Annotated in this window: 15 protein-coding genes; 12 read left to right on the forward strand and 3 right to left on the reverse strand. The window is 70.2% G+C overall.

The window, feature by feature from the left end; translation table 11 throughout:
- Positions 1 to 49: 49 nt before the first annotated feature.
- A complete protein-coding gene (locus HF024_RS05680; RefSeq protein WP_168688931.1) occupies positions 50 to 1561 on the reverse strand; it encodes an MFS transporter in 1512 nt (503 codons plus the stop codon).
- Positions 1562 to 1663: 102 nt separating this feature from the next.
- Between HF024_RS05680 and HF024_RS05685 the strand changes: the two genes are divergently transcribed.
- The 12 genes from HF024_RS05685 to HF024_RS05735 all read left to right on the forward strand — a co-directional run bounded on the left by HF024_RS05685 (position 1664) and on the right by HF024_RS05735 (position 15005).
- Positions 1664 to 2311, forward strand: coding sequence for a TetR/AcrR family transcriptional regulator (locus tag HF024_RS05685; protein ID WP_210724028.1), 648 nt, complete (start codon positions 1664 to 1666; stop codon positions 2309 to 2311).
- A 24-nt stretch (positions 2312 to 2335) separates the two neighbouring features.
- Positions 2336 to 3376, forward strand: a complete 1041-nt coding sequence (pheS, locus tag HF024_RS05690) for a phenylalanine--tRNA ligase subunit alpha (RefSeq protein WP_168688933.1) — start codon at positions 2336 to 2338, stop codon at positions 3374 to 3376.
- Positions 3376 to 5919, forward strand: a complete 2544-nt coding sequence (pheT, locus tag HF024_RS05695) for a phenylalanine--tRNA ligase subunit beta (RefSeq protein WP_168688934.1) — start codon at positions 3376 to 3378, stop codon at positions 5917 to 5919. The genes pheS and pheT overlap by 1 nt, the downstream gene beginning before the upstream one ends.
- Positions 5920 to 6198: 279 nt before the next feature.
- Positions 6199 to 7242, forward strand: coding sequence for an N-acetyl-gamma-glutamyl-phosphate reductase (argC, locus tag HF024_RS05700; protein ID WP_168688935.1), 1044 nt, complete (start codon positions 6199 to 6201; stop codon positions 7240 to 7242).
- Positions 7239 to 8411, forward strand: a complete 1173-nt coding sequence (argJ, locus tag HF024_RS05705) for a bifunctional glutamate N-acetyltransferase/amino-acid acetyltransferase ArgJ (RefSeq protein WP_168688936.1) — start codon at positions 7239 to 7241, stop codon at positions 8409 to 8411. Before argC ends, argJ begins: the two co-directional genes overlap by 4 nt.
- A gap of 1 nt (position 8412) precedes the next feature.
- The gene (argB, locus tag HF024_RS05710; protein WP_168688937.1) at positions 8413 to 9348 is read left to right on the forward strand and encodes an acetylglutamate kinase; all 936 of its coding nucleotides are present in this window, start codon (positions 8413 to 8415) and stop codon (positions 9346 to 9348) included.
- Positions 9345 to 10559: an acetylornithine transaminase gene (locus HF024_RS05715; RefSeq protein WP_168688938.1), complete on the forward strand. Its 1215-nt coding sequence runs from the start codon at positions 9345 to 9347 to the stop codon at positions 10557 to 10559. The genes argB and HF024_RS05715 overlap by 4 nt, the downstream gene beginning before the upstream one ends.
- Positions 10556 to 11485 carry an ornithine carbamoyltransferase gene (argF, locus tag HF024_RS05720; RefSeq protein WP_168688939.1) on the forward strand — a complete coding sequence of 310 codons (930 nt, stop codon included), beginning with the start codon at positions 10556 to 10558 and terminating at the stop codon, positions 11483 to 11485. Before HF024_RS05715 ends, argF begins: the two co-directional genes overlap by 4 nt.
- A gap of 44 nt (positions 11486 to 11529) precedes the next feature.
- Positions 11530 to 12726, forward strand: coding sequence for an argininosuccinate synthase (locus tag HF024_RS05725; protein ID WP_085370009.1), 1197 nt, complete (start codon positions 11530 to 11532; stop codon positions 12724 to 12726).
- An 8-nt stretch (positions 12727 to 12734) separates the two neighbouring features.
- Complete coding sequence (gene argH, locus HF024_RS05730) at positions 12735 to 14201, forward strand: argininosuccinate lyase (protein ID WP_085370010.1); 1467 nt, start codon at positions 12735 to 12737, stop codon at positions 14199 to 14201.
- Positions 14201 to 14332, forward strand: coding sequence for a hypothetical protein (locus HF024_RS19965; protein WP_256922021.1), 132 nt, complete (start codon positions 14201 to 14203; stop codon positions 14330 to 14332). The genes argH and HF024_RS19965 overlap by 1 nt, the downstream gene beginning before the upstream one ends.
- Positions 14333 to 14345: 13 nt before the next feature.
- Positions 14346 to 15005, forward strand: a complete 660-nt coding sequence (locus HF024_RS05735; RefSeq protein ID WP_168688940.1) for a DNA-3-methyladenine glycosylase — start codon at positions 14346 to 14348, stop codon at positions 15003 to 15005.
- Here the strand turns inward: HF024_RS05735 and HF024_RS05740 are convergent.
- Both HF024_RS05740 and HF024_RS05745 read right to left on the reverse strand, forming a co-directional pair.
- Entirely contained in the window at positions 15002 to 15598 is a 597-nt protein-coding gene (locus HF024_RS05740; RefSeq protein WP_247597321.1) for a hypothetical protein, read from the reverse strand. The genes HF024_RS05735 and HF024_RS05740 overlap by 4 nt on opposite strands.
- Positions 15595 to 16242, reverse strand: coding sequence for a DNA-binding protein (locus HF024_RS05745; protein ID WP_168688941.1), 648 nt, complete (start codon positions 16240 to 16242; stop codon positions 15595 to 15597). The genes HF024_RS05740 and HF024_RS05745 overlap by 4 nt, the downstream gene beginning before the upstream one ends.
- Between the last annotated feature and the right edge of the window lie 37 nt (positions 16243 to 16279).

Here is a 16279-nt window from a genome sequence, read left to right on the forward strand (position 1 = left end):
AATATCCACGCAGGGCGTTCGTGCGTCAGTGCGTCAGTGAGTCAGAACCTCAGTGCGCGACGACCGGCTCGGTCGGCTCCGGTGCGTCCGCTGCCGCCCCCGCCGTGCCGCCCGGGTTGCCGAGCGATGCCCCGTCTCCGCGGCGGCGGTAGAGCAGCGCGGACAGGATCGCGCCGAACACGAAGAACGCTGCGCCCCACCAGTACGCGGTCGCGTAGCTGTGCACGGCGGCCTCCGCCGCCACCGAGGGGGTGGGCGGCAGGTGCGAGGCGATGTAGTCGGTCGCCGCGGTAGCCGCGAGCGTGTTGAGCAGTGCAGTGCCGATGGATCCGCCGACCTGCTGGCTGGTGTTCACCATCGCGGAGGCGACCCCGGCGAAGTGCCGGTCGACGCCGAGGGTCGCGGTCTGGATTGCCGCGGGCATGATCGAGCCCATGCCGGTTCCGAGGATCATCAGCGCGGGCAGCACGTCGGTCGCGTAGTTGGCCGTGACGCCGAGGTGGGTCAGGTAGACCATGCCGATCGCGGCGATGGTCATGCCGATCGGCACCATCACCTTCGGCCCGAACCTGGGCACGAAGATGTTGGTCGACAGCTGGGCGGCGATCACCAGCATCACGATCATCGGCAGGAAGCCGAGGCCGGTCTGGATGGGGCTGAACTTCAGCGTGGTCTGCAGGTAGTAGGTGACGAAGAGGAAGATGCCGAACATCCCCGCCCCGGCGATCAGGATGGACGAGTACGAGGCTCCGCGGTTGCGGTCGAGCACGATCGACAGCGGCAGCAGCGGATGTGCCGCCCTGCGCTGCCAGAGCACGAACGCGATCAGCAGCACACCGGATGCGGCGAGCAGCCCCCAGCTCTGCGGGGAGTCCCAGCCGTCCGTCTCCGCGTTCGAGAATCCGTAGACGAGGCTGAACAGCGCGCCGGAGACGAGGATCGTGCCCGGCACGTCGAGCTTCGGCCGCGGGCCGGAGCGGGCGACGCTGCTGACGAAGATGGTCGCGCCTATGATCGCCACGATGGCGATGACGACGTTGATGTAGAGGTTCCAGCGCCAGTCGAACTGCTCGGTGAGGAAGCCGCCGAGCAGCAGGCCGACCGCGCCGCCTGCTCCGGCGATGGCTCCGAAGATGCCGAACGCGCGGGCACGCTCCTTGGGGATGGTGAACGTGGTGGTGAGCACGGCGAGGGCGGTGGGGGCGAGCAGTGCGCCGAACGCGCCCTGCAGTGCCCTGGCGCCCACGAGCATCCCGAAGCTGCCGGCGGCCCCGCCGAGGGCGGACGCCCCCGCGAAGCCGATGAGGCCGATGATGAAGGCGCGTTTGCGGCCGATGAGGTCGGAGAGCCTTCCGCCGAACAGCAGCAGGCTGCCGAAGGCGAGGGAGTATGCGGTGACGATCCACTGGCGGTCGGCGTTGCTGAAACCGAGGTCGGCCTGTGCCGACGGGAGGGCGATGTTCACGACCGTGGAGTCGAGGACGACCATGAGCTGCGCGAGGGCGACGGTGACGAGCGTCCACCAGCGGCGGGTCGAAACGGGAGGGGGATTCTGCGACATGGAGGTCACTATATACGAAACTAAGCAGTTCCGGATCTCCCAAGTTCTAAAATTAACCTTACAATGGTCTGGATGGACAGCCACAACACGAAGGAAGCCGCAATGACGCAGCTCGACACCGTTGACGAAACGCGGACGGCGCCCGCGAAGCTGGGCCGCAAACGCGACCACACGCGCGACCCCGAAATCCTCGCCGCCGCCCTCGACGTCTTGGCCGAGACCGGGTACGAACGAATGACGATGGACATGGTCGCCTCCCGCGCCAAGGCGGGGAAGGCCACGGTCTACCGCCGCTGGGGCTCCAAGGCCGAACTGGTCATCGAGGCCGTCGCGTGCATGAAGAAGATCGACGTCGACCAGGATGCGCTGCCGGACACCGGGACGCTCCGCGGCGACATGATCGCGATGATCAAGCCGCACAGCCTCGAAGACGCGGAGAGGAAGCTGCGCGTGATGGCCGGGCTCATCTCGATGCTCGCGCAGGACCCCGACCTGGCGGAGGCCGTCAACGCCGCCATCGTCGAGCCCCGCGCATCCGTCAACCGGTTCTTCATGCGCAGGGCGATCGAGCGCGGGGAGATCTCCGCGGACTGCGACATCGAGACGCTCGCGCTCGTGACGCCGTCGATGGCCTCGTACCGCACCCTCATCCTGCACAAGCCGGTGGACAGGGAGTTCCTCATCTCGCTGATCGACGGCGTGCTGCTGCCGGCGGTCGGGCTCGGTGCGCACCAGGGGAGTGCCGGCTAGCGCTGCCCACTAAACTTGGGTCTCGTGTCTGAATCCTCCGAAATCTCCGAAGCCGCCGTCGAGGCGGCGGTCGCGTCGGCCCTCGCGGCGATCGACGCCGCGGCCGACTCGGCTGCACTCAAGGTCGTGCGCGCAGAGCACACGGCCGAGGGCTCGCCGCTCGCGCGCCTGAACGCCGCCATCCGCTCCGTGCCCAACGACCAGAAGGCCTCCGCCGGCAAACTGGTCGGCCAGGCGAGGGGAACCGTCAACCAGGCGTTCGCGGCCAAGGAGGCCCAGATCGAGCGCGAGGAGAACGAGGCTCGTCTCGCAGCGGAGGCGCTCGACGTCACCGCCCTCCCTACGCGCTGGACCCCGGGCGCCCGTCACCCGCTCTCGCTGCTGCAGGAGCGCATCGCCGACGTCTTCGTCGGCATGGGCTGGGAGGTCGCGGAAGGCCCGGAGCTGGAGAGCGAGTGGTACAACTTCGACGCCCTCAACTTCGATGAGGACCACCCGGCGCGTGCGATGCAGGACACCTTCTTCGTCGAGCCGACGAACGCGCACCTCGTGATGCGCACCCACACGTCTCCGGTGCAGCTGCGCGCCCTGCTGGGCAACGAGCTGCCGGTGTACCGGATCGCGCCCGGCCGGGTGTTCCGCACGGACGAGTTCGACGCGACCCACCTTCCGGTGTTCCACCAGACGGAGGGCATCGCGGTCGACAAGGGCCTCACGATGGCGCACCTGCGCGGCACCCTCGACCACTTCGTCAAGACGCTGTTCGGCGACGAGGCGAAGGTGCGGCTGCGCCCCAACTACTTCCCGTTCACCGAGCCGAGCGCCGAGCTCGACCTCTGGCACCCCACGTTCAAGGGCGGGGCGCGCTGGATCGAGTGGGGCGGCTGCGGCATGGTCAACCCCAACGTGCTCCGCTCGGCGGGGATCGACCCGGAGGTGTACTCGGGCTTCGCGTTCGGGATGGGCGTCGAGCGGGCGCTGATGTTCCGCAACGACGTCAAAGACATGCGTGACATGGCCGAGGGCGATGTCCGGTTCTCTCAGCAGTTCGGAATGGTGGTCTGATGCGCGTCCCCCTGAGTTGGCTCGGCGAGTACGTCGACCTCGAGCCGGGTACGACCCCCGAGGAGGTCCACGCGGCCCTCGTCTCCGTCGGTCTCGAAGAGGAGGAGATCCACTCGTTCGAGATCTCCGGACCCGTCGTCGTCGGCGAGGTGCTCGACTTCGTCGAGGAGCCGCAGAGCAACGGCAAGACCATCCGGTGGTGTCAGGTGCGCGTCGCGCCGGAGGGTGAGAAGGCTGCGGACGGCGGAGACGCCGTGCACGGCATCGTCTGCGGCGCCGGCAACTTCTTCCCCGGCGACAAGGTCGTGGTGACCCTGCCGGGCTCCGTCCTGCCCGGGCCGTTCCCGATCGCCGCCCGCAAGACGTACGGCCATGTCTCCGACGGCATGATCGCCTCCGCCCGCGAGCTGGGCCTCGGCGACGAGCACGACGGCATCCTGCGCCTCTCCACCCTCGGGCTCGACCCCGAGGTGGGAGCGGACGCGATCGCCCTGCTCGGCCTGGACGACACCGCCGTCGAGGTCAACGTGACGCCCGACCGCGGATACGCGTTCTCGATCCGTGGCATCGCCCGCGAGTACTCGCACGCCACCGGTGCGGCGTTCCGCGACCCCGCCGACGCGGCGGGCATCCTGCCGGCCGGTGCGCACGCGCACGGCTTCAGCGTCGCGATCGACGACAGGGCGCCGATCCGCGGCCGCTCGGGGGCGACGGTGTTCGTCACCCGCGTCGTCCGCGACGTCGACGGCTCCCGTCCGACGCCCGCGTGGATGATCGCCAGGCTCAAGCTGGCCGGCATCCGCTCCATCTCGCTCGTGGTCGACATCACCAACTACGTGATGCTCGAGCTCGGCCAGCCCATCCACGGCTACGACCTGGACAAGCTGCATGGAGGCATCGTCGTGCGCAGGGCGCACCAGGGGGAGACCCTGGTGACCCTGGACGACCAGACCAGGACGCTGGATGCGGAAGACCTCGTCATCACGGACGACTCCGGTCCCATCGGCCTCGCCGGCGTGATGGGCGGCGCATCCACCGAGATCGGCGCAGAGACCTCGAACGTCCTGATCGAGGCCGCGAACTTCGACCCGGTGTCGATCGCGCGCACCGCGCGCAGGCACAAGCTGCCGAGCGAGGCGTCCAAGCGCTTCGAGCGCGGCGTCGACCCGCGCGTCGCCGTCGCTGCCGCCGGACGCGTCGTTCAGCTGCTCGAACAGCTCGCCGGCGGCCACGCCGACGCGCTCGGCTCCGTGCTGGATGCCGCGGAGGCTCCGGAGGCGATCCGCCTTCCCCGCACGTACATCGCCTCCCTCATCGGCGTCGAGTTCACCGACGACGAGGTGCGCGGCGCGCTCGCCGAGATCGGCGGAGCCGTCTCCGAGTCCGATGGCGACCTCGCGGTGGTCCCTCCGACCTGGCGTCCGGACCTGCGCGACAAGTCCGACCTAGCGGAGGAGGTGGCGCGCATCGTCGGCTACGACCGCATCCCGTCGGAGCTGCCCGTCGCGCCTCCCGGCCGCGGCCTGACCCGTGAGCAGAAGCTGCGCCGCGCGGTCGCGCAGACCCTCGCGGACAACGGCGCCACCGAGATCCTGGCGTTCCCGTTCGTGAGCGAGAAGGCGAACGACCTCTTCGGCTCGCCGGAGGCGGGCGGCGTCCCTGCCGTCAAGCTGGCGAACGCCCTGGATGCGACGGCGCCGTACCTGCGGACGGCCCTGCTCCCCGGCCTGGTCGACGCGGCCAAGCGCAACCTCGCCCGCGGCCTGGTCGATCTGAGCATCTACGAGCTGGGCACCGTCTTCCGTCCGTCCGGCGACGGCCTCGGAAGCGAGACGCTCCCGCTCGGCGCTGCTCTGCCGTCCGACGACGTGCTCGCCGGGCTCAACGCCGGCATCCCGGCGCAGCCGAGGCACCTCGCCGGGCTGGTGCTCGGGCATCCCGTGCAGAAGCAGCCAGGTCAGGAGGCGATCGCCGCCGGTGTCGCCGACGCGCTCACGATGGTGGCGCAGACCGCAGCGGCGCTCGGCATCGAGGTGGACCCCGTGCAGAGCACGCACCAGGCGATGCACCCCGGCCGCACGGCGCAGCTGATCGCCCGGGGAGCAGACGGCGTCGAGGTGCCCGTCGGCTACGCGGGCGAACTGCTGCCGGCGCTGGCCGAGGAGCTCGACCTGCCGCGCGTCGTCGCGGTGTTCGAGCTCGACCTGGATGCGCTGATCGCGGTCGCGCCCGCCGACATCGTCGCCGGCACGATCTCCGGTTTCCCCGCCGCCACCCAGGACCTCTCGCTCGTCGTGCGCCAGGAGGTTCCGGCCGGCGACGTCAAGCGTGCGGTGCGGGAGGGTGCAGGGGCGCTGCTGGAGCACATCCGGTTGGTGGACGACTACCGCGGCCACGGCCTGCCCGCCGCGCACAAGAGCCTGACGTTCGCGTTGCGGTTCCGCGCGGACGACCGCACGCTCACCGCGGCCGAGGCCAGCGAGGCCAAGCTCGCGGGAGCGGCGCGCGCCGGGGAGCTGTTCGGAGCGCACATCCGCGACTGATCGACCACCCAGAGTGCGAGAGCGCGGCCCCGTCTGCCGGGGCCGCGCTCTCGCGCGTTCGGCGCCCGATTTGGTGCGGAGGTGGGGAGTGACGATAGGGTTGGCGCATGCTTTTCGTTCGGTGCATTGAGGACACGCGCTCGGCTTCCGCCGCCCGCGCCATGCGCCGACGCCTGCGCGACCGCCGAATCTAGGCGGCGCTGGCGCGACCCTTTCCGAGGGACTCGTGGGTGCCGCCTTCGTCGAGGCCCCCTGTCGTCCACTCAATAAGGTAGAAGCATGACTTTCTCGGTAGCCGTCGCCGGAGCATCCGGTTACGCGGGCGGAGAGCTCCTGCGGATCCTCGCCGGTCATCCAGACTTCGAGGTCCGCACGGTCACGGCGCATCAGAACGCCGGGCAGACGCTCGTCTCGCACCAGCCCCACCTCCGTTCCCTCAGCCACCTGACCCTGGTCGAGTCGACCGTGGAGAACCTCTCCGGTCACGACGTGGTCTTCCTGGCCCTTCCGCACGGCAAGTCCGGCGAGATCGCCGCGCTGCTGCCGGAGGAGACGCTCGTCGTCGACTGCGGCGCCGACCACCGGCTGGAGAGCCCGGAGTCGTGGGCCGCGTTCTACGGCGGCGAGTACTTCGGCTCCTGGGCGTACGGTGTGCCCGAGCTGCCCGTCGGCGACGGCAAGCAGCGGGATGCGCTGGTCGGAGCGAAGCGCATCGCAGCACCGGGATGCAACGCCAGCGCCGTCTCCCTCGCGCTCGCCCCGGGCATCGCCGCCGGGCTGATCGAGGAGGAGGACATCGTCGCCGTCCTCGCCGTCGGCCCGTCCGGCGCAGGCAAGAGCCTCAAGACGATGTACCTGGCCAGCGAGATCCTGGGCTCGGCCAACCCGTACGCGGTCGGCGGGACCCACCGCCACATCCCGGAGATCCAGCAGAACCTCCGCAAGGCGGGGGCCGCCAACCCCACGGTCTCGTTCACCCCGGTGCTCGTTCCGATGTCGCGGGGCATCCTGGCCACCTCCACCGCCCGGCTGAAGCCCGGCGTGACGGCCGAGCAGGTGCAGAGCGCATGGGAGTCCGCCTATGCGGGCGAGACGTTCGTGCAGGTGCTCCCGGCCGGCACCGTGCCGCGCACCGCCGACGTGCTCGGTGCGAACACCGCTCTGATCGCCGTTGCCGTCGACGAGGCGGCGGGCCGCGTCGTCACGGTCCTCGCTCTCGACAATCTCTACAAGGGGACGGCCGGCGCCGCCATCCAGTCCGCCAATATCGCCCTCGGTCTCGACGAGACCGCCGGCCTGACCGTGAACGGAGTGGCACCGTGAGCGTCACAGCAGCATCCGGATTCGCCGCGGCGGGGGTCGCAGCCGGCCTCAAGGCCAGCGGCAAGCGCGACCTCGCGATCGTGCAGAACCTCGGCCCGCTCAGCGCGGCGGCCACGGTGTTCACGACCAACAGGTGTCAGGCCAACCCGGTCATCTGGAGCAGGCAGGTCATCGCGGACGGCGTGGTCTCCGCCATCGTCCTCAACTCGGGCGGAGCCAACTGCTACACCGGTGCACAGGGCTTCCAGACCACCCATGCCACCGCGGAGGCGGTCGGCGAACGGCTCGGCGTCTCCGCCGGAGACGTGCTCGTCTGCTCGACCGGCCTGATCGGCGACCAGCTCGACCTCGGCAAGCTCACGGCGGGCGTCACGGACGCCGCGGCAGCCCTCGCCGAGGGAACGGGCCTCGGCGCGGATGCCGGACTCGCCGCCGCCGAGGCGATCATGACGACGGACACCAAGCCCAAACAGGCGGAGCACCGCTCCCCGGCGGGCTGGACGGTCGGGGGTATGGCCAAGGGAGCGGGGATGCTCGCGCCCGGCCTCGCGACCATGCTCGTCGTCATCACCACCGACGCCGTCCTCGACTCCGCCCGGCTGGATGCGGCGCTCCGGGCCGCGACCAGGGTCACCTTCGACAGGCTCGACTCCGACGGCTGCATGTCCACCAACGACACCGTCGCCCTGCTCGGCTCCGGCGCGAGCGGCGTCGCAGCAGACGAGGCGGAGTTCGCCGCGGCGCTCACCGCGGTGTGCCGCGATCTCGCCGAGCAGCTGCAGGCCGACGCGGAGGGCGCATCCCACGACATCGCCATCGAGGTCGTCAACGCGGCGAGCGAGGACGACGCCGTGACCGTCGGCCGCGCCGTCTCCCGCAGCAACCTGTTCAAGGCGGCCATCTTCGGCAACGATCCCAACTGGGGCAGGGTGCTCGCAGCGGTCGGCACGACCGATGCGGTGTTCGATCCGTACGGCATCGACGTCGCGATCAATGGCATCCAGATCTGTACGGCGGGGGAGCCGGACCAGCCGCGCGAGCTGGTCGACCTGACGCCGCGCGCCGTGCACATCCTGATCGATCTGCATGCCGGGGGCGAGACGGCGACCATCCTGACCAACGATCTCACGCACGACTACGTGCACGAGAACAGTGCGTACGCGAGCTGAGATGACAGACGACAGCACGCTCGACACGAGAGCAGAGACCGACGCGGCGGAGGCGGAGGAGCGCAGGAGCGCCTCGGCCAAGGCCGAGACGCTGATCGAGTCGCTTCCCTGGCTGAAGCGGTTCCACGACCAGATCATCGTGGTCAAGTTCGGTGGGAACGCGATGGTCAGCGAGGAGCTGCAGCAGGCGTTCGCCGAGGACATGGTCTACTTGCGCTACGCGGGCATCCGGCCGGTCGTGGTGCACGGAGGCGGCCCGCAGATCTCCGCGATGCTGGACAGGCTCGGCATCGAGTCCGAGTTCCGCGGCGGGTACCGGGTGACGACGCCGGAGGCGATGGATGTGGTGCGCATGGTCCTCACCGGCCAGATCAACCGCGACCTCGTCAGCAACATCAACAAGCACGGTCCGCTCGCCGCCGGTATCTCCGGTGAGGACGCCGGGCTGTTCCAGGGGCGCAAGCGCGGAACCGTCGTCGACGGCGTCGAGGTGGACCTCGGGCTGGTCGGCGACGTGATCGGTGTGAACCCGGAGGCCGTGCACGCGCAGCTGGACGCCGGGCGCATCCCGGTCGTGTCCTCGATCGCGCCGGACATCGACGACCCAGGGCACTCGCTCAACGTCAACGCGGATGCGGCGGCCGCGGCCCTCGCCGTCGCTCTCGGGGCGGCGAAGCTCGTCATCCTGACCGACGTCGCCGGGCTGTACAGCGACTGGCCGAACCGCGACTCGCTGCTGTCCAAGATCGACGCAGGCGAGCTGCGCGAACTGCTGCCGACGCTCGAGTCCGGCATGATCCCGAAGATGTCCGCCTGCCTCGACGCCGTCGACGGCGGCGTCGCGAAGGCCGCGATCATCGACGGGCGCATCCCGCACTCGATCCTGCTCGAAGTCTTCACCCAATCGGGGATCGGAACGGAGGTGGTGCCATCGTGAGCACCAGCACGACGACCGGCTGGACCGACCGTTTCGGCCACACCATGATGCGCACGCTCGCCACGCCCAAGCTGATGCTGGCGCGCGGAGAGGGCTGCCGCGTCTGGGACGTGGACGGCAACGAGTACCTCGACTTCCTCGCGGGGATCGCGGTCAACTCGCTCGGCCACGCGCATCCCGTGCTGGTGGATGCGGTCTCCCGCCAGATCGCGACGCTCGCGCACGTCTCCAACTACTTCGCCACCCCGCCGCAGCTGGAACTGGCCGAGCGTCTCACCAGGATCACCGGGGCCGGCGACGCCGGGCGCGTGTACTTCTGCAACTCGGGAGCTGAGGCGAACGAGGCGGCCTTCAAGCTGGCCAGGCTCAACAGGTCCGGCGGTCACCGCACCCGCGTGCTCGCGCTGAACAACGCGTTCCACGGCCGCACGATGGGGTCGCTGGCGCTCACCGGCAAGCCGCCGATGCGCGAGGCGTTCGAGCCGCTGCCGGCTGGGGTCGAGCACATCGACACCACGATCGAGGCGCTCGAAGCAGCCATCGACGAGCGCGTCGCCGCGCTATTCGTCGAGCCCATCAAGGGCGAGGCCGGCGTGCTCGACCTGCCGGACGGCTTCCTGAAGCGTGCGCGCGAGCTGACAGAGCAGCACGGGGTGCTGCTCATCATCGACGAGATCCAGACCGGCGTCGGACGCACGGGACGCTGGTTCGCCTACGAGCACGCCGGCATCCTTCCGGACGCGGTGACGGTCGCCAAAGGCATCGCGGGCGGCGTCCCGATCGGCGCGCTCGTCACCTTCGGCTGGGCGTCCGAGCTGTTCTCGCAGGGCCAGCACGGCTCGACCTTCGGCGGCAACCCGCTCGCGACCGCGGCGGGCAACGCCGTGCTCGGCGAGATCGAGCGCTCCGACCTGGTCGGCAACGCCGAGCGCCGCGGGGAAGAGCTGCGGGCGATCATCCGCGGCTACGACTCCCCGCTGATCGGCGACGTGCGCGGCCAGGGCCTCCTCGTCGGCATCGGCCTGACAGAGGGGGAAGCGCACCGGCTCTCCGATGCCGCGCTCGCCAACGGGCTCATCATCAACGCCCCCAACGAGTCGAGCATCCGGCTGGCCCCGCCGCTGATCGTCGGCGACGACGAGCTGGCGGAGTTCCGCGAGCGATTCGGCCGAGCCCTCGCCTCCATCCCCACCACCGGAAAGAAATCATGACCAGGCATTTTCTGCGCGACGACGACATCAGCCCCTCCGAGCAGGCCGAGATCCTGGATCTCGCCGTGCAGCTGAAGCAGGACCGCTTCGGCGCCAAGCCGCTCGCCGGTCCGCAGACGGTCGCCGTGATCTTCGACAAGTCGTCGACCCGCACGCGCGTCTCGTTCGCCGTCGGCATCGCCGACCTCGGCGGCAGCCCGCTGATCATCTCGACGGCCAACAGCCAGCTCGGCGGCAAGGAGACCCCGTCCGACACGGCTCGCGTGCTGGAGCGCATGGTGTCCGCGATCGTCTGGCGGACATACGCGCAGTCCGGCCTGGAGGAGATGGCGAAGGGCACCACGGTCCCCGTCGTCAACGCCCTCTCCGACGATTTCCACCCGTGCCAGATCCTCGCCGACCTCCTGACGATCAGGGAGAAGCGTGGATCGCTCGCGGGGCTCACCCTCACCTTCTTCGGCGACGGCGCGAGCAACATGGGCCAGTCCTACCTGCTCGGCGGCGTCACGGCCGGGATGCACGTGCGCGTCGCCTCCCCGGCCGAATACGCCCCGAGCGCAGCGGTCGTCGCCGACGCGGAGGCCATCGCGGAGCAGACCGGAGGGTCCGTCACCCTGTTCGCCGACCCGCGCGAGGCGGCCGCCGGCTCGGACGTGATGATCACGGACACCTGGGTGTCGATGGGCAAGGAGGACGAGAAGGCGGAGCGCATCGCTGTCTTCGGCGGCTACCGCGTCGACTCCGACCTGATGGCGCTCGCCCAGCCGGATGCGCTGTTCATGCACTGTCTTCCCGCCGACCGTGGCTACGAGGTCACGGCCGACGTCATCGACGGCCCCCAGTCGGTCATCTGGGACGAGGCGGAGAACCGCCTGCACGCCCAGAAGGCCCTGCTGGTCTGGCTGCTCGCGAAGAACGCCGCATAGCGGCACTCCCTAGAATCTTTACGAAACAGAACTGAAGGAGAATCATGGCGGAACGTGTTGTTCTCGCGTACTCGGGCGGTCTCGACACCTCGGTCGGCATCGGCTGGCTGAAAGACGCGACCGGTAAAGAGGTCGTGGCCCTGGCGGTCGACGTCGGACAGGGCGGAGAGGACATGGAGGCCATCCGTCAGCGCGCGCTCGACTGCGGCGCGGTCGAGTCCGTGGTCGTGGATGCGAAGGACGAGTTCGCCGACGACTACATCATGCCGGCGCTCAAGGCCAACGCCCTGTACCAGAAGCGCTACCCGCTGGTCTCCGCGCTCAGCCGCCCGGTGATCGCCAAGCACCTCGCGCAGACCGCGAAGGCACTCGGTGCGGACAGCGTGGCCCACGGATGCACGGGCAAGGGCAACGACCAGGTCCGGTTCGAGGCCGCCGTCGCAGCGCTCGCCCCCGAGCTGACCTCGCTGGCCCCCGTCCGCGACTTCGCGCTCACCCGCGACAAGGCCATCGTGTACGCGGCCGAGCACAACCTCCCGATCGAGCAGTCGAAGAAGTCGCCGTACTCCATCGACCAGAACGTGTGGGGCCGCGCCGTCGAGACCGGCTTCCTCGAAGACCCGTGGAACGCCCCGATCGAAGACCTGTACACCTACACGCAGGACCCGGCCGTGACCCGCGACCCCGTCGAGGTCGTCATCTCGTTCCGCGAGGGCATCCCCGTGGCCATCGACGGCAAGCCGGTCACCCCGCTGGAGGCCGTCCAGCTGATGAACACCGTCGCCGGTGGTCAGGGTGTCGGCCGCATCGACATCGTCGAGGACCGCCTCGTCGGCATCAAGAGCCGCGAGGTCTACGAGTCGCCGGCCGGCATCGCGCTGATCGCCGCCCACGAGGAGCTCGAGAACATGACCGTCGAGCGCGACGTCGCCCGCTACAAGCGGACCGTCGAGGCCAAGTGGTCGGAGCTCGTCTACGACGGCCTCTGGTTCTCCGGCCTGAAGCGCGCCCTGGACGTGTTCATCGACGAGACGCAGAAGTACGTCAACGGCGACATCCGCCTGAAGCTGCACGCGGGATCCGCGGTCGTCACCGGCCGCCGCAGCGACACCAGCCTGTACGACTTCAACCTCGCCACGTACGACACCGGCGACACGTTCGACCAGTCGCTCGCCAAGGGCTTCATCGAGCTGTGGTCGCTGCCGAGCAAGATCTCGGCTCGTCGCGACCAGGCCCAGTAAGGAGCACGGTGTCTGATCAGAACGATCAGCCGGCCGCAGGCAATCGCGCAGGCGAGGCGGGCGCCCTCTGGGGCGGCCGCTTCGCCGGCGGGCCGTCTCCGGAGCTGGCAGCGCTCAGCAAGTCCACCCAGTTCGACTGGCAGCTCGCCGCGTACGACATCGCGGGATCCCGGGCGCACGCCCGCGCCCTCGCGGCAGCCGGCTACCTCGCCCCCGAGGAACTGGACGGGATGCTCGCAGCACTCGACCGCCTCGACGCCGACGTCGCCTCCGGCGCGTTCGCGGCGCTCGAGACGGACGAGGACGTGCACTCCGCCCTCGAACGCGGCCTGATCGAGCGGGCGGGAACGGAGCTCGGCGGCAAGCTGCGCGCCGGGCGCAGCCGCAACGACCAGATCGCGACGCTGGTGCGGCTCTACCTGCGCGACCACGCCGGTGTCATCGCCGAGCGGCTGATCGCCCTGATCGACGCCATCGCCGCTCAGGCGGACGCGCATCCATCGGCCATCCTGCCCGGGCGCACGCACCTGCAGCACGCGCAGCCGGTGCTGCTCGCGCACCACCTGCTCGCGCACTGCTGGCCGCTCGTCCGCGACCTGGAGCGCCTGGCCGACTGGGACAAGCGCGCCAACGTCTCGCCGTACGGCTCCGGAGCCCTCGCGGGCTCCACGCTCGGGCTCGACCCGCTGCTCGTCGCGCGCGACCTCGGTTTCGCCGCCAGCTCGGAGAACTCGATCGACGGCACCGCCGCCCGGGACGTGGTGGCGGAGTTCGCGTTCGTCTGCGCCCAGATCGGCGTGGACCTGTCGCGGTTCGCCGAGGAGATCATCCTCTGGAACACGCGCGAGTTCGGCTTCGTCACCCTCGACGACTCGTACTCGACCGGGTCGTCGATCATGCCGCAGAAGAAGAACCCGGACATCGCGGAGCTCACCCGCGGCAAGGCCGGGCGCCTGATCGGCAACCTGACGGGCCTGCTCACCACCCTCAAGGGCCTCCCGCTCGCGTACAACCGCGACCTGCAGGAGGACAAGGAGCCGGTGTTCGACTCTGTGACGACCCTGGAGGTGGTGCTCCCCGCATTCACCGGCATGGTCGCGACGCTCCGCTTCCACACCGACAGGATGGCCGAGCTTGCGCCGCAGGGCTTCTCGCTCGCGACCGATGTGGCCGAGTGGCTGGTCAAGCGGCGCGTCCCGTTCCGGGATGCGCACGAGATCACCGGCAACCTGGTGAAGTTCGCGGAGGAGCGCGGCCTGGAGCTGAGCGACGTCGACGACGCCGGTCTCGCCTCGGTGTCGCCGCTGCTGACCCCGGATGTGCGCGAGGTGCTGACCATCGACGGCTCCGTCGCCAGCCGCGACAACGTGGGAGGAACAGCACCCGTGCGCGTGGCGGAGCAGCTCGCCGCCCTCACCGAGCGGGTGCGCGTGCTGACCTCGGCATTCGTCGCCGCACGACGGGATCTCGGCTGATGAGCGGTTATCGTCCCGACAAGAAGTCTCCGCGCTATCCGTGGATCATCCCGGCGATCGTCGTGGTCGCCGTGCTCGTGATCGTGGTCGGCCTGATCGTCACGCTCGTGGCCGGCGGCCGGATCTTCTGAGCGGCGACCGGACATGACCTCGGGCGGGCAGGGGGCGCTCGCGGACGGGCTCTTCCTGCCCGACCGCGAGTTCTTCCTGGCGTCGTCGCTCGACGTCGCCCCTCGGCTCCTCGGTGGCGTGCTGCGGCACGAGACGCCGGAGGGCGCGGTCTCCCTGCGCATCACCGAGGTCGAGGCGTACATCGGCGACGGCCTCGACCCGGGATCGCACGCCTTCCGCGGCCGCACCAAGCGCAACGCCGTCATGTACGGCGAGCCAGGGCACCTCTACGCGTACTTCACCTACGGGATGCACGTCTGCGCCAACGTCGTCTGCTCGCCGCCTGGAGAGGCCTCGGCTGTGCTGCTGCGCGGCGCAGAGGTGGTGGAGGGCGAGGAGCTGGCGACCCTGCGCCGCTCCGGCCCGACGGCGCGCGTCGTCCCGCGCCGCGACCTGGGACGCGGGCCTGCGCGGCTCGTCGTCGCCGCCGGGATCACCCTCGCCGACGACGGCGCGGACCTGTACGCGCCGCCGTTCTCGCTGCTGTTGCCGCGCATCCCGCTGCCGCACGAGACGGGGCCGCGCACCGGGGTGTCAGGGGCAGGCGGGGGAGCGGCGTTCCCGTGGCGGTACTGGCTGCCGGGGGAACCGTCGGTGTCCGCGTACAAGCGGCACCCGAAGTCGCACGACTAGCCGGCGGCGATCCGGAACAGCGCGGCGCACACGCATGCCCAGACCAGGCTGGTGAGCGTGCCGATGATGAACCGCTCGCGCGCTTCGGCCGCGTCCAGTTCGGTGAAGCGGCCGACGCCCTTGATGGCGACGAGCACGGCGATGGCCTCCGGGAAGCCGGCCATGATCGCGCCGGTCGTCGCGAAGCGTTCGAGGAAGCCGATCGTCGTTCCGCCGCGCAGCACCTCGCGGGTGCCGTCCTGACCGTCGACGCGGTCGGGGACGACGATGCCGCCGTGCACTCCGTCGACGGTGGACCGGGATGCGAGGGCCAGCACCACCTGCGACGCCGGTCCGCCTCCCGCAACACTGAGCGCGATGGCCACGATGCCGATGAGCACCTGGAAGAGCAGGGGAGCGTGCTGGCCGGGCAGGATCACGAGCACCACCGCCAGGGCGAGCAGCCCGGAGGCGACGTAGACCAGCGGACGCCGCGGCGACCGCAGCGTGGCGATCATGCAGCAGAGCGCTGCGATGGCGAGCACCAGCGCGAACGACCAGGCGGCGATCGGGCCGGCAGCGGCGAGGATCGCGGGGTATGGGATGGTCGTCACGCTCTCTCCGTTCTGCGCCCGGCGTCGTGCCCGGCATCGTCGGCACGCGCCACCAGCCTAGTCAGAGCGGGGACGGCGGACTGCTCGACGCGGAGGTTCGCCACCCGCGCCCTGTCGTTGGCCGACTGCGGTGTGATGCCGAGGCGGGCGCCGGCCTCCGCCTGGGTGAGGCCGGTCTCCAGCAGGTCGTAGAGCTCCCAGCCGGCGTCGGAACGTTCCGCCCGGATGGTGAGCAGGAGGTTCATCAGGGCCTCGACGTCCGCTGCGTCCTGCTCGGAGGCTCCGGAGGTTCCGGATGCGACGGACGCGGCTGCGAAGCGGGTGCTGGCGCGCTTCGCCCTGGTGACGGCGTCTCTGGCCGCGACGAACGCATCCCCTGCCGCTTTGCGGGTAGCGTCGGGGAGCGGGGTGCGCACGGCTCCGATGCCCAGGCCGACGCTCCAGGCGCCCCGCCTGGTGAGGTCGAGCACGAGGTCGACGGCCGCGTCCGCCGACGCGGTGAGCGCCTGGAGCTCGTCTCCCGCGTTGCGGTCGACGGGGAGCTCGAGCCGGTCGGCGTAGCGCCCGTTGAGGTCGTCCAGGGCGGAGGCGACGATGTCCGGCCTGTTCCTGCTGTCGACCTGGTCTGCGGTGATGACGTACACGGCGCACTCCTTCCATCAGGGCTGTGAACCTGATGCT

Source organism: Leifsonia sp. PS1209 (genome assembly GCF_012317045.1).
Lineage (GTDB): Bacteria > Actinomycetota > Actinomycetes > Actinomycetales > Microbacteriaceae > Leifsonia.

Bases quoted from the DNA above. Each gene is read 5' to 3' on its own strand.
- HF024_RS05680 (WP_168688931.1), bottom strand. From the start codon at position 1,561: ATGTCGCAGAATCCCCCTCCCGTTTCGACCCGCCGCTGGTGGACGCTC.
- HF024_RS05685 (WP_210724028.1), top strand. From the start codon at position 1,664: ATGACGCAGCTCGACACCGTTGACGAAACGCGGACGGCGCCCGCGAAG.
- pheT (WP_168688934.1), top strand. From the start codon at position 3,376: ATGCGCGTCCCCCTGAGTTGGCTCGGCGAGTACGTCGACCTCGAGCCG.
- argC (WP_168688935.1), top strand. From the start codon at position 6,199: ATGACTTTCTCGGTAGCCGTCGCCGGAGCATCCGGTTACGCGGGCGGA.
- argB (WP_168688937.1), top strand. From the start codon at position 8,413: ATGACAGACGACAGCACGCTCGACACGAGAGCAGAGACCGACGCGGCG.
- argF (WP_168688939.1), top strand. From the start codon at position 10,556: ATGACCAGGCATTTTCTGCGCGACGACGACATCAGCCCCTCCGAGCAG.
- HF024_RS05725 (WP_085370009.1), top strand. From the start codon at position 11,530: ATGGCGGAACGTGTTGTTCTCGCGTACTCGGGCGGTCTCGACACCTCG.
- HF024_RS19965 (WP_256922021.1), top strand. From the start codon at position 14,201: ATGAGCGGTTATCGTCCCGACAAGAAGTCTCCGCGCTATCCGTGGATC.
- HF024_RS05735 (WP_168688940.1), top strand. From the start codon at position 14,346: ATGACCTCGGGCGGGCAGGGGGCGCTCGCGGACGGGCTCTTCCTGCCC.